Origin of the sequence: Streptomyces sp. SudanB5_2050 (assembly GCF_964272335.1) — a bacterium.
Lineage (GTDB): Bacteria > Actinomycetota > Actinomycetes > Streptomycetales > Streptomycetaceae > Streptomyces > Streptomyces rochei.
In genome coordinates, this window is the sequence record NZ_OZ186760.1 from 7,552,116 (window position 1) to 7,564,484 (window position 12,369).

Annotated in this window: 10 protein-coding genes; 3 read left to right on the forward strand and 7 right to left on the reverse strand. The window is 73.4% G+C overall.

Annotated features, from left to right (window positions below; all coding sequences use genetic code 11):
• Positions 1-26 precede the first annotated feature (26 nt).
• Complete coding sequence (locus tag ACFZP7_RS33025) at positions 27-1,421, forward strand: salicylate synthase (protein ID WP_385637796.1); 1,395 nt, start codon at positions 27-29, stop codon at positions 1,419-1,421.
• A 95-nt stretch (positions 1,422-1,516) separates the two neighbouring features.
• Here ACFZP7_RS33025 and ACFZP7_RS33030 read toward each other — a convergent pair whose 3' ends face one another.
• The 4 genes from ACFZP7_RS33030 to ACFZP7_RS33045 all read right to left on the reverse strand — a co-directional run bounded on the left by ACFZP7_RS33030 (position 1,517) and on the right by ACFZP7_RS33045 (position 4,556).
• Positions 1,517-2,344 carry a class I SAM-dependent methyltransferase gene (locus ACFZP7_RS33030; RefSeq protein WP_385637799.1) on the reverse strand — a complete coding sequence of 276 codons (828 nt, stop codon included), beginning with the start codon at positions 2,342-2,344 and terminating at the stop codon, positions 1,517-1,519.
• 78 nt (positions 2,345-2,422) lie between these two features.
• Positions 2,423-3,610: a GTP-binding protein gene (locus ACFZP7_RS33035; RefSeq protein ID WP_385637802.1), complete on the reverse strand. Its 1,188-nt coding sequence runs from the start codon at positions 3,608-3,610 to the stop codon at positions 2,423-2,425.
• A 6-nt stretch (positions 3,611-3,616) separates the two neighbouring features.
• Complete coding sequence (gene rpmF, locus ACFZP7_RS33040) at positions 3,617-3,787, reverse strand: 50S ribosomal protein L32 (RefSeq protein WP_385637804.1); 171 nt, start codon at positions 3,785-3,787, stop codon at positions 3,617-3,619.
• Positions 3,788-3,866: 79 nt separating this feature from the next.
• A complete protein-coding gene (locus ACFZP7_RS33045) occupies positions 3,867-4,556 on the reverse strand; it encodes a nitroreductase (protein WP_385638566.1) in 690 nt (229 codons plus the stop codon).
• 102 nt (positions 4,557-4,658) lie between these two features.
• Here ACFZP7_RS33045 and ACFZP7_RS33050 point away from each other — a divergent pair, with 102 nt between their 5' ends.
• The gene (locus ACFZP7_RS33050) at positions 4,659-5,252 is read left to right on the forward strand and encodes a TetR/AcrR family transcriptional regulator (RefSeq protein ID WP_210903048.1); all 594 of its coding nucleotides are present in this window, start codon (positions 4,659-4,661) and stop codon (positions 5,250-5,252) included.
• 28 nt (positions 5,253-5,280) lie between these two features.
• Here ACFZP7_RS33050 and ACFZP7_RS33055 read toward each other — a convergent pair whose 3' ends face one another.
• The 3 genes from ACFZP7_RS33055 to ACFZP7_RS33065 are packed head-to-tail and all read right to left on the reverse strand — an operon-like array spanning position 5,281 to position 11,337.
• Positions 5,281-5,937: a hypothetical protein gene (locus tag ACFZP7_RS33055; RefSeq protein ID WP_220670206.1), complete on the reverse strand. Its 657-nt coding sequence runs from the start codon at positions 5,935-5,937 to the stop codon at positions 5,281-5,283.
• Positions 5,934-6,362 (reverse strand): hypothetical protein, encoded by a 429-nt coding sequence (locus ACFZP7_RS33060; RefSeq protein WP_385637807.1) that lies wholly within the window; start codon positions 6,360-6,362, stop codon positions 5,934-5,936. The genes ACFZP7_RS33055 and ACFZP7_RS33060 overlap by 4 nt, the downstream gene beginning before the upstream one ends.
• A gap of 40 nt (positions 6,363-6,402) precedes the next feature.
• A complete protein-coding gene (locus ACFZP7_RS33065; protein WP_385637810.1) occupies positions 6,403-11,337 on the reverse strand; it encodes a CHAT domain-containing protein in 4,935 nt (1,644 codons plus the stop codon).
• A 247-nt stretch (positions 11,338-11,584) separates the two neighbouring features.
• Here ACFZP7_RS33065 and ACFZP7_RS33070 point away from each other — a divergent pair, with 247 nt between their 5' ends.
• On the forward strand, positions 11,585-12,358 hold the full coding sequence (locus ACFZP7_RS33070; protein ID WP_019328230.1) for a polysaccharide deacetylase family protein: 774 nt from the start codon (positions 11,585-11,587) through the stop codon (positions 12,356-12,358).
• The last annotated feature ends 11 nt before the right edge of the window (positions 12,359-12,369 follow it).

Genomic DNA, 12,369 nt, shown 5'->3' on the forward strand with positions numbered 1-12,369 from the left:
CGACCGCAGAGAGAAGGCACCGCACGATGAGCACCGGATCACGTACCGCCTGGGAGGGATGGGCGAGGTCCGTCCCGCCGCTCGCGTGCGCGAGCACCCGGGGGCCCTGCCCCGACCCGGCGGCCACCGCCACCCGCCTCGCCCGGGCGGGACTCGCCGAGCAGTACGTGGTGTACGAGGCGGAGGGCGGCGTCTGGCACTTCGCGGCCGGCTCCGGCACCGGCGTCACCGCCGACGCCGACGGCATCACCGCGCGGGCCGCCGGCCGGACCTGGACCTCGCGCACCGACGGGAGGCCGCTGGAGACCTTCGCCGCCGCCCTGTCCGCCCTGCACGACGAAGGAGACGGAGGACGCCGCTTCTACGGATGGGCCGCCTTCGAACTCGCCCACCTCCTGCACGGGGACCCCGCGGCGGCCGGAGACCACCCCCTGCTGTGCGCGCTGGTCCCGTCGGTCGAGGTGACGCTGACCGGAGACCGGACGGTGGTGAGGGCGGTGGACGAGGCGTGGGCACGCAAGGTCGCGGACCTGCTCGCCGAGCCCCCGGCCGTCGCCTCCCGCGACGAGCCGACGCGGGAGGCCGCCGAGGCTGTCATCGCCGTCGGCACCGCCGCCTACGGCCGGGCCGTCTCCCGCACGGTCGGGGACATCCGCGCGGGACTCCTGGAGAAGGCCGTCGTCTCCCGCAGGGTCCCGCTGCCCGCCCGGCCCTGGCCGGACTTCCCCGCGACCTACCTCGCGGGCCGCCGGGCCAACACGCCGGCACGTTCCTACCTGCTGGATCTCGGCGGCTACCGGGCCGCCGGGTTCAGCCCCGAGACCGTCCTGGAGGTCCGGGAGGACGGGCGGGTCAGCACCCAGCCGCTCGCCGGCACCCGCGCTCTGGGGGAGGACCCGGAGGAGAACGAGCGCCGGCGCGTGGAACTGCTCAGCGATCCCAAGGAGATACACGAGCACGCCGTGTCCGTGCGTCTGGCCTGGGACGAGATGGCGGCCGTGTGCCGCCCCGGCTCCGTCGTGGTCGAGGAGTTCATGGCGGTCCGTCCGCGAGGATCGGTGCAGCATCTGGCCTCGAGGGTGACGGGCCGGCTCCGGGCGGACGCCGGTCCGTGGGACGCCTTCGCCTCCCTCTTCCCGGCGATCACCGCCACCGGCGTCTCCAAACGCGCCGCGCTCCAGGCCCTGGCCCGGCACGAGGAGGGGCCGCGCGGCCTGTACGGCGGCGCGGTGTTCCGGGGGAGCACCGCGGGCGACCTGGACGCCGCCCTCGTCCTGCGCACCCTCATCGGCGCGGGGGAGGAGGCGTGGCTGAGGGCGGGGGCCGGGGTCACCGGCCAGTCCAGTCCCGAGCGGGAGATCGAGGAGACCTGCGAGAAGCTGCGCAGCGTCGCACCGTACCTGCGGTTCTCGACGGACTGAAGCACAGGAGAACGCACCCCCGCGGCGGGGGTGCGTTCTCCTTCCGCTCCGTCGCCCGGACGCGGGCGATGCCGCGACGGGGCCGGCCCACGGTGTCAGGGCATGCGCAGCAGGCTGAGCCGGTAGCCCTCGGCCTGGGGGAGTCGCTGGGCGGCGAGCACGGACAGCATCTCCCGGTAGGAGACCGGCAGTTCGTCGACCAGGGGGCCGGGGAGGCTGGTGAGTGTGTGCGAGGCCACCACGCGGACCCCCGGCCGCCATTCGGCCAGTCCGGCCGGGTCGGGGCAGTACCACTGCATGCGGGCCGCGACCTTGCTGAGGGCGTCGTGTTCTTCCTGGGTGTCGAAGAAGCCGGGACCGGCGGTGTCCAGTGCCAGCAGCGAACCGGGGAAGCGGTCACAGAGCAGATCGACGACGCGGCGGACGTCGGACTCGTGCAGATAGGGCAGTACGGCCTCGGCCACGAACAGGTACGGTCCCTCGGTCCGGGAGGCGACGTCGGCGGCCCAGGCGTCGTCCGTGACCGAGGCCGCGAGCATCGTTCGCCGCGCGGTGTCCGCGAAGAAGTGCCCGCGCAGCTCGATCACATCGGGCAGATCGAGGTCGAACCACCTGACGCGGCCGTTGTCGAGGCGTTCGTGACGGGTGTTCAGGCCCGTGCCGATCTCGACCACGGTCCCGTCGGGGTGTGCGGTGAGGAAGTCGGTCACCCACCGGTCGAAGAGCACGGTGCGCAGCAACGCGCCGGTGAGGCTGGGAAGACCGTCGAAGCGTGCGAAGTCGTAGTCGAGCGCGGCGACGATCTCCGCGGCCCGGGCGTCGCGCAGCATCGGAAGTTCCTTGCGGTTCTCGACCGCGCGTGCGTAGAGCGGAATGAGGAGGGTCTCCTGGACCGTCCCCAGCCGTGGCGTCTCCCTGTCCATCGATGGCCTCTCTGACACGGCGTGACGGATACCGGGCCGGACGGTGCCGTGGCTGCGACCACCGTCCGGCCCGGAGACTCAGGGACCCGTCAGCGAGGTGAGGGGCTCGTGCTCGTGCGCGCAGACCTCGTCGAGGCCGTAGGTGTCCCAGGCGGGGAAGGGATCGGAGCCGGGAGGCCGTTCGCCTTCCCTCATGAGGCAGCCGGCGAGGGCCGCCCGCAGGGACTCGGCGTCGAGGTGGGTGCCGATGAAGACGAGTTCCTGGGCGAAGGGACTGCCGGTGTCACGCGCGGAGGAGGGCTCGAAGCGTGCCACCGAGCCGGCCTGGGACCAGAGCCCGGTCACCCGGGGGCGGCTGGCCAGCGTGAAGAAGCCCTTGGACCTGAGGACCTCGCCGTACGCGCCGCTGTCGAGCGTCTCGGTCACGAACGTCCACAGCCGCCCGGGGTGGAAGGGCGTCCCTGAGCGGAAGACGGTCGAGGAGATGCCGTACTCCTCCGTCTCGGGAACGTGGTCGCCGTTGAGCTCCCTGACCCATCCCGGGGCCTGTTGTGCCCGCTCCAGGTCGAAGCGGCCGGTGCCGAGCACTTCCCCGACCGGTACGCGGCCCCGTACGGCCGGGATCACGCGGGCGGCGGGGTTGAGCCGTGCCAGGGCCGCCCGCAGCCGGTCGGCGGACGCGGCGTCGACGAGGTCGAGCTTGTTGAGCACGATGACGTCGGCGAACTCGATCTGGTCCATCAGCAGGTCGCTGACCGTGCGCTCGTCGTTCTCGTACTGGTCCAGGCCGCGTTCGGCCAACTCGTCGCCGCCGGCCAGCTCGGGCAGGAAGTTGGCGGCGTCCACCACCGTCACCATCGTGTCCAGCCGGGCCAGCTCGCCCAGGGTGGCGCCGTCGTCGCGGGCGAAGGCGAAGGTGGCGGCCACCGGCATCGGTTCGGAGATGCCGGAGGACTCGATGAGGAGGTAGTCGAAACGCCCCTCGCGCGCCAGCCGGTCCACCTCTTCCAGCAGGTCGTCCCGGAGGGTGCAGCAGATGCATCCGTTGGTCATCTCGACCAGGCGTTCCTCGGTGCGGGACAGGGCCGCCTCGCCGCCGCGGACGAGGGCGGCGTCGATGTTGACCTCGCTCATGTCGTTGACGATGACGGCGACGCGCAGGCCCTCGCGGTTGCCGAGGACATGGTTGAGCAGGGTGGTCTTGCCGGCCCCGAGGAAGCCCGACAGGACGGTGACGGGCAGACGCGTCGAGGGGAGGTGTGTCATGCGGTGTCAGCCCTCGGGGCGGAGCAGGCCGCGCTCGTACGCCTTGGCCAGCCGCTGGGGGACGCGGTAGCGGACCCCGGCCACCGTGACCGTCACCAACTGCGGGGTGTCCGACTTCCATTGGGCGCGGCGGTGTCGGGTGTTGCTGCGCGACATCTTGCGTTTGGGCACGGCCATGGGGACCTCCGGTGTGTAGCGGGTGCGAGGCAGAGACTACATGAAAATGGATGTCATTATGATGTGTCTCTCCGGGGGGTCAGTGATGGAAGGCCGTGACCTCCTCGAGCGCGGCCCGACCGGCCGTGGCCCGGTTCACCGGGGCGGCCGGGTCGGCGTAGCCGAAGGACACGCCGACGAGCAGCCGCCCCTCGGTGACGCCGAGCTGGTCGCGGACCGTGTCGGCGTAGAAGCTCAGCAGTCCCTGCGGGCAGCTCGCCACGCCGTACGCGGTCATCGCCAGGAGGAGGGTCTGCAGATAGGCGCCGACGTCCGCGGCCAGCCGCGGGCCGCCGTCTCCGGTGACGAACAGGAAGGCGGCGTGCGGGGCGCCGTAGAAGCCCAGGCTCTCCTCGTCGTAGGCCGCACGTGCCGCGTGGTCGTCGGGGGCGATGCCGAGCGCTCCGTACAGTCCGGCGCCGAACGCCGCGCGGCGTTCCCGGTGGACCGGCGCGTACATGTCCTCGGAGTACGGGAAGTCGACCGAGGTGCGGTTCACCGCGTGAGCGGCCCGCAGCGCGTCCGCCAGGCGCTCGCGCGCGGCGCCGCTGACCACCTCCACCCGCCACGGCTGCGCGTTGGAGTTGGACGGCGCGGCGCCGGCGAGGGTGAAGATCGCGCGCAGCGTCTCCTCGGGTACGGGGTCCGGGCGGAACGCGCGGATCGCGCGACGGTCGCGGATCAGCTTCTCCGCGACGGTGCTGAGTTCGGTGGGGGTCGGCAGGCTCATCGAGCCCTCCTCGGTGATCGGGTCGATGTAAACGGGATCGTTTACATCGGCGACCATACCGGCTTCTCCTCGCGGAAGTAAACGCTGACGTATACTCGACGTGTGAGTGAGACGACGGTGACCGGAGGACGCGGGCGCGGCGCCCGGGAACGCATCCTGGCGGCGGCCGCCCGCCTGTTCGCGACCCGGGGGATCAACGCGACCGGGATGGAACAGGTGGCGGAGGAGGCGCCGGTCTCCAAGCGCACGCTCTACGCGCACTTCCGCACCAAGGACGATCTGGTGATGGCCCACCTCCGGGGCCTCGCCTCGTCGGGCGCCACGCTCGAAGGCGTGCTGACCCGCGACGACCTGCCGGCGCGGGAGCGGATCCTCGGACTGTTCGACCTGTCCGCGCCGCCCGCCGGGACACCGGTGCGCGGGTGCCCGTTCATCGACGCCGCCGCCGAGTTCCCCGATCCCGACAGCGCGGTCCACTCCTACGCCCGCGAGCAGAAACTGCGGATGGTCGAGCTGGTCACGGCACTCGTGACGGAGCTGGGATGCGACCACCCCGCCGCTCTCGCCGAGCAACTGGTCACCCTCGCGGACGGTGCGGCCGGCCGTGCCATGGTCCTGGGCGACGCCGACTACGGCCGGCACGCACGGGCGGCGGCCGAGACCCTCCTCGCCCACGCCCTGCCCGCCCGGACCTGACCCGCAGGCTCGGGCCCGTCGCGTCCGGTCAGCAGCGCTCGACGACCCGCAGAGCGGTGACGTTGCCGGTCGGCACGACGATCGTCTCCGCCGTGCCCGCCACCTTGATCCGTACGCTCCCGCCGTCGGCCCCCGCCAGTGTCCCGCACGTCGACGTCCCGTCGTGGGTGACCGTCACGTAGGCGGCCGGGTCCGGCTCGGCCGCGGGGGCCCACCAGGTGGCGACGATGCCCAGGAAGAGACAGAGCAGCGCCACGGCGACGATCGTGCGACCGCGTCTGAGCCGGGCCGCCGCGGAGTCGGCCAGGGCGATCTGGTACGCCGCGACCGACGCGTGGCGACGGTGGATGTCGGCCAGTGACACGGTGACTTCACGGGTGCCCGCCTGGGCCGCGAGGGCTTGCCAGAGCCCCGCGAGGCAGAGCGCGATGCCGCCGCCGATGAGCAGGGTGACGGCCGTTCGCCAGCCGAGCGGAAGATCGGCCGTCGTGTCGCGCCCCTTGAGCACCACACCCGTCGTGACCAGGGTGACGAAGGCGGCCAGACCGTTGCGCCAGGCCTCCGCGTTGGCCCGCACCGTGGGCAGGGAGGCTTCGGCCAGGGCGGCGAACCGGTCGCGCTCGGACAGGTCACCGGGTGTCGGCGGGCGTTCGGGCAGCCGCGGTCGCAGCGGCCCGCCGGTCACGGCCGCCCACCGACCGGACCGTGCTCGGGGGCGAGTTCGATGCGGAAGCTGACGCCGCAGCCGGTGACCGCGGTGGCGTCGGCGGCGGCCCCGGTCTCTCCGGTCGGGTGCGGGACACCGCACGAGCAGGTGACGTCCAGTACGACGGCCTCGGCGGCATCGACGGGCTCCGCCAGGCCCGTGCCGCCGCCCGGTGCCGCGCGCGTCCCGCCGAGCTCGTTGGTGACGGCGGTCAGGGAACGCCGGTCGGTGAAGGGGTGCGCACAGCGCGGGCACACGCCGTCGACGACGGCCGAGGCGATGTTGTCCCTCGCCGTGACCGTCGCGGTGAGGGCTCCGGCCTCCAGCAACCGGAAGGCGGCCTCGGTCCACCGGTAGTCCGAGGTCTGAAGATAGGGGACGGGTGGCTGGGGCTGCTGGGTCATGGTCACCTCTGGCCGGGACGCGGAATCATGGGCGGAAGGGTCAGGAACCGAAGTGGACGTACGACGCCCACTTCACCGGTGCGGTGGGGTCGCCGTCGCGCAGCGTGCGCACCGCCCGGTGGAGCGCCATGGCCGGATCCGAACGGCCGCCGGGCGACGCCCACTCCCGGTAGAAACGGTCCGACAGGGCCGCGGCCGACGTGTCGTCGACGGACCAGCTGGTGGCGACGATGTGCCGGAAGCCGGTCAGCTGGACCGCCGCTGCCAGGTGGATCGCCTCGTCCGCGAGGTCGGGGACGTGGGTGGCGGTCTGGCACGCCGACAGGAACGCCAGGTCGGCGCCGTCGAGTTCGACCGCCGCGATGTCCGCGACGGACAGCGGACCGTCGTGGAGGCTGAAGGCGCTCGCCGCCGGATCGGCGAAGTCCTGGGCCGCGTGACAGGCGAAGTGGACGCGGTCGCAGCGCGGGAGTTCGGCGAGGACCGCCTGCCGGGTCGCCTCCGGTCCCGTCAGGGCCACCACCTCGGACGTGTGCGCGGAGTGCCGGAGCAGGCCCGCCACCTCGTCGGCGACCGCGGGGAGCCCGGCCAGCCCCGGGGTCTCCTGGAGGGCGACCGCGAGGTGCCGCGCCACCGCCCCTGGCGCGCGCCGGGTCCGGCTGCGGGTCAGCGCGGCCAGCGTAGGCGTGTACGAGGAGACCACCAGGTCCCCGGTCCACACGTGGTCGGACCGGGTGACCGGACCGTGCCGGGGGTGGTGCCCCGCCGCGTGCAGCGGCAGCAGACCGACGAGACCGACCGGGCACCACCACAACCGCGGCGGCGCGCTCGCCGGGTGGTCCGAGGGCGTGGGGGCCGCGTCGCGCAGCCGGGCCAGGATCGGTCCCACGATGCCGTCCCACGCCCAGCCGAGCACGTCGTGGGTGAGGTGCCGGGCCCGCTCACGGGTCAGGAACGACGCGCGGGGATCGGTCTGGGCCCGGAGGGCGGACAGCAGCTCCGAGACCCTGGCGGCCACGTCGTCCGGGGAGATTCCGCGCAACTCCACGACCTCGGGCTCGGGCTCGTCGGCGCGGACGATCAGCGCGTGACCTCCGTATCCGCTGACGTTGACGACGACCACCGGGCCGTCCGCGGCGGCCTGCTTCAACTCGGCGTACGGCGTGGGGCCCAGGAAGTGCTCGAACCCCTCCAGTCGGCGGATCCGCGCGACCGTGTCGTCCCACTCCCGCGCCAGCTCCCGGCGGCGCTCGTCGGCTTCGGCGGGGGACGCCGGCTCCTGGATCCCCACGGCCCGGGCCGGCAGGTGGTGCGGTTCGCCCAGGGGCGGGGCGTCGCCGAGCCCGCCGGCGGAGGAGAAGGCGTCGAGGCGGGTCCGCAGTCGCGTGAGCCGTTCGGCGAGAGCGGGGTGGGAGCGGGCCAGGTCCCCCGGGTCACTGCGCAGGCGCAGTGTCTGCGACCAGATGACGGACCTGCTCTGCTCGAGCATCTCGACCGCGGTCGCCGGTCGACCGGCGGCTATGGCGGCCCCGGCCGCTTCGGAGGCGAGGCCCGACCATCCGCGCAGGGAGTCGCTGCGCACGTCGGTCCGCATCCCGTGCCAGGCGATCGTCGGCAGCCGGCCGACCGCGACCGCGTAGTCCGCGACCGCGCCGTCGACGTCGCCCAGCCGCGCGGCGAGCCGGCCCGCGTGGACCGCGCAGCGCGTCACCATGTCCGGGTGGCCGTAGGGGTCCCGGGCGCCCTCGCGCCAACTGGTCAGCGCGGCCGTCCGATCCGCGTCGTCCCCGTTGGTCCGGTACCGCTGCAAGTGGATCAGCCCCAGGGACCACAGCCACTCGGAGCGGCGGGTGTCTCCCGCCCGGGTGGACGCGACGGCCTGCCGGGCCGTGGCCAGTGCCTGGTCCAGCAGGGACGTGTCCCCTCGGAACCGGGCCGCCGTGGTCTGTGCCACGGCCCGGTTCCGCAGGAAGAGGCTGTGGTCGGCGGAGCCCGGGCGGGCCGTGTCGATCATGCGTGCGCTGATCCGCAGCATCTCGGCGATGTCTCCGGGGTCGGGCTCACCGGGCAGGTCGACGCGCATGCTGTAGAGCCAGGAGAGGACCGAGAGCGGCTGGCTGACGATGTCGCCGTGCTCGGAGAACTCCGGCTCCGCCTCGGCCGCCAACGTGATCGCCTCGTCCAGGGGCGCGGGGTCACCGGTGCGCTGGTGGACCTGTCCGAGCGCGTGCGCCAGCCCCACCGCCGCGATCGCTCGTTCGAGGTCCCCGGACACCTTCCGTACCGCCGTGCGGTGGGCCTCGACCGCGGCGTGCATGTCCAGGTCGTCGTGGAGCCGCGCGTGCCGGACCCGCAGCGCCATGCCCAGACTGTAGTAGTCCAGCCAGTGCGCCGGGTCGCCGGCCGGGCGCGCGTTCGTCACCTCGCGCAACTCGGCCACGGACCGGTCGAAGTCGGCGGAGGAGCCGGTCAGCAGGGCCCGGGCCTGCACGTAGACGGCGTGGTCGTGCAGGTTCGACAGGCGTTTCCTCTCGTCGGTGATGTCCGCGAGGGCCGTCTCCAGGATCGCGACGGCCTCGTCGATGTCCTCGAGGTTCGCGGTGTGCTGGTACCGGGTGAACAGCGCCGAGGCGGCGAGGGAGGGTACGTGGTCGGACGGTGCCTCGTGCGGGGTGGGGAGACGTACCGCCTCGCGCCCGGCGGCCACCGCCGCGTCGAGGTCGGCCGCGTCCCTCGTGTGGTGGAAGCGCCAGAGGAGGGTCCGGGCGAGTTCGGCCAGGCAGGCCGGACGGCAGTCCGGGGACGGGTGTCCTGACGCCACGGCGTCCCGGACGACCGCGACGGCGCGTTCGAGATCGGCGGGCTCCCGGCGGTCCTCGTAGCGGAGCCGAAGGGCGTGCGTCAGCTTCGGCAGGTACTCCGCGCGGTGCCGGTCGTCGGGAGGGACGACGCGGAACGCCTGCGCCAAGGTCTCCACGGCGGCCTCGAGGTCGGTCGAGTCACCGTCCCTGAGGAATCTGCCGACCAGGACGTCCCCGAGTTGGGACAGATGGACACTGAGCCGTGGGTCGTCCGGGTCCGCCGCGGCGATGGTGTCGCGCAGCAACGCGATGGCCTCGGCACCGTCCGCGGCCCGTCCGGCGTTCCCGTACCGCGTGGCGAGCGCGACCGCGAGGAAGTCCTGGCGCACCTCGCGGTCCTCCGTGTCGTCGTCGGCGCCCGGCGCCGTCGACCTGGCCAGTTCGACGAGGGTGTCCAGGGCGTCCAGGTCGTCCGTGCCGCGTGAGCGCACCGACAACCGGGAGTTGTCGAGTTCCAGTCCGACGAAGGCCGCACGGGAGGCCGGGGCGGTCCGGGCGTCGAGGTGGTGGGCGACCCGCAGCAGGGACTCGGCCACGTGCCCACGATCAGGAGCGCCGGCGAGGCATTCCCGGGCCGCCTCGAACACGCGGTCCAGGTCGGCCCGGTCACCGGTGTGCTCGAAACGCCGTACGAGGGCGTGGAGTCGGCCGGCCAGGCGCTCGCCTCGGTCCGCGTGGTCGGCCGGAGTCGCCGCCAGGATGTCCGCCCAGAGGGCGATCGCCTCGTCCAGCCGGGCCAGGTCGCCCGACCTGTCGTACCAGGCGACGGTGGCGTGGAGGAGGTTGGCGAGGGTGACCACGCCGTCCTCACCGTCCTCGATCGAGGTCAGGCCGACCGCCTGGCGCCCCGTGTGGACCGCGCGCCGCAGGTCCGCCGGCTCGTCCCCGTGCTGGTACCTGCGGTACAACCGGTAGCAGAGGTCGGACAGGGCACGGACCCGCGTGCGGCTGCCCACGGCCGCTCCGGCGACCGCGGCCTCGCACGCCTGGACGCTCCCCTCGAGGTCGGCGGGGTCGCCCCCGTGGTCGAACCGGTGACACAGGGCGTCACTGAGGTCGACCAGGAAGTCCGCCCTCCGGGTGTCGTCGCTCGGCATGCGGTCGAGCGCCGACCGCCACACCTCGACGGCCTCGTCGAGGTCGGCCAGGTCACCGGTGGCCGCGTGCCGGGCCCGCAGGTTCCTGTCGAGGGTCCTGAGGGCGGAGGCCCGGTCCGGGTCGGAGGCGTCGATCGTGTCGCGGGCGAGCCGGCCCCACCGCACGGCGGCGTCGAAGTCGGCCGGTGACTTCGTGATCCCGGCGCGGTGCCGGTAGGCCCGCCCCAGACGGCTGTACCGCAGCCAGCGGAACTCGTCCCCCGGAGGTGTGCCGGCGACCGACTCCTCCAAGCACCGCAACGCCTCTTCGAGGCGGGCCCGTTCGTCCGTCCGCTCGTACACGGTCAGCAGGGCGTCGGCCAGCAGGGACTGTCTGCGCGCCCGCTCCCTGCCCGGCGGTGTGAGACGGACCGCTTCCCGGCGGGCCGACACCGCCTTCCGTTCGTCCGTCACCTCCCCGGTGGCCTTGTGGCGTTCGTGGTGGGCGTGAGCGAGACGGCCGAGGGCGACGACTCTGGCCGCGGGATCCGGTGGCGCGGTCTCCAGGGCCCACGTCACACGCTCGACGGCCTGATCGAGGAGGCCGAGGTCGGTGCCGTCGAAGAGCGTCAGCAGCCTCCCCGCGGAGTCGACCGCCCAGCTCAGTCGGCGGCGGGCGTCGGTCGCGAGTTCCCCCACGACGTCCGCCATCTCACCGGGGATCAGGCCCGGTGAGGACTCCCGCAGTCCGAGGAGGAAGCCGACGGCGCTGTCCGCCTCGACCTGACCCGGCAGAGTGCCGGACACCACGCCGCGCCAGAAACGGAACCGGGCCAACTCCGCCAGCGCGGCGAGGTTGTACTCCGGCTCACCCGCCCCGTTCAGACGCGTCGCCGCCCGCACGGCCGCGGCGTACTCCGCCTCCGCCAGGCGGCCGTTGAGCTGCCGGGGGTCCCTGTCCCGGTGGAACAGTGCCACCCTCCGCCGGACGGCCGAGACCGGATCCGGCGTGACGTCGGACGTCACTTCCTCCCCCATGACCCCAGCGTAACGGGAAGGTACTTCGCCGGACCGGGTATCGGCCGCATCCTCAGCGCCTCATCAGCCGCATCCCCGACCACATCCTCAGCCGGAGCCGGAGCCGGGGTGCGGTTGTCCGCGAACGCTCTCGGGTTTGTCCGTGATCGGTAACGGACGCATCCCGCTGCCGCCGTTCCCCGTCCTGCCTGGTGGTTCCGGCGCGACCGGGACCACGGCGAGGAACCAGGCGGAAGGCGGGGCGGACATGGCGCGGCACAGCGGCGGACGGGCGTGGTACGGCAAGGTGGTCGGGGCGGCGCTCGGGGTGACGGTGCTCGCCGTCGGTGCCTCGGTGTGGACCGCGCAGGCCGACCCCACGGGCGGCGCGACACCGGAGACGTCCGTGTCGGCGAGGCCGGACGGCGGCGTCGAGCCGGTCGACATGACCATCGCCCACGCGTCCGACCGGGGGGCGAACGGCGTCAACATCACTATCGACGACGGTCCCGACCCCGCCTGGACCCCCCAAGTGCTCGACCTGCTGCGCGAGTTCGGGGCGAAGGCGACCTTCTGCATGACGGGCACACAGGCCCAGGCCCACCCGGACCTCGTGAAGGAGGTGGTCGCGGCGGGGCACCGGCTGTGCGACCACTCGGTGTCGCACGACACCGCCATGGACCGGAAGTCCGAGGCGTACCAGTCGAAGGAGATCCTGGACGCCGAGCGCATGATCACGGAGGCGTCCGGGGGAGTGCGCCCGATGTACTACCGGGCTCCCGGCGGCGCCTTCACCCCGCACAGCCGCAAGGTGGCCGCCTCCCGGGGCATGCGTCCGCTGGGCTGGAACGTGGACACCAAGGACTTCGAACGGCCGGGCGCGGACGCGATCGTCGCCACCGTCGAGCGGGAACTCCACAACGGGCCGACGATCCTCTTCCACGACGCGGGCGGCGACCGCGCCCAGACCGTCGAAGCCCTGCGCAGGATCCTCCCCTGGCTGCGGGAGCGCGGCTACTCCTTCGGTTTCCCGGTGCGCTGAGCCGCCCGCGA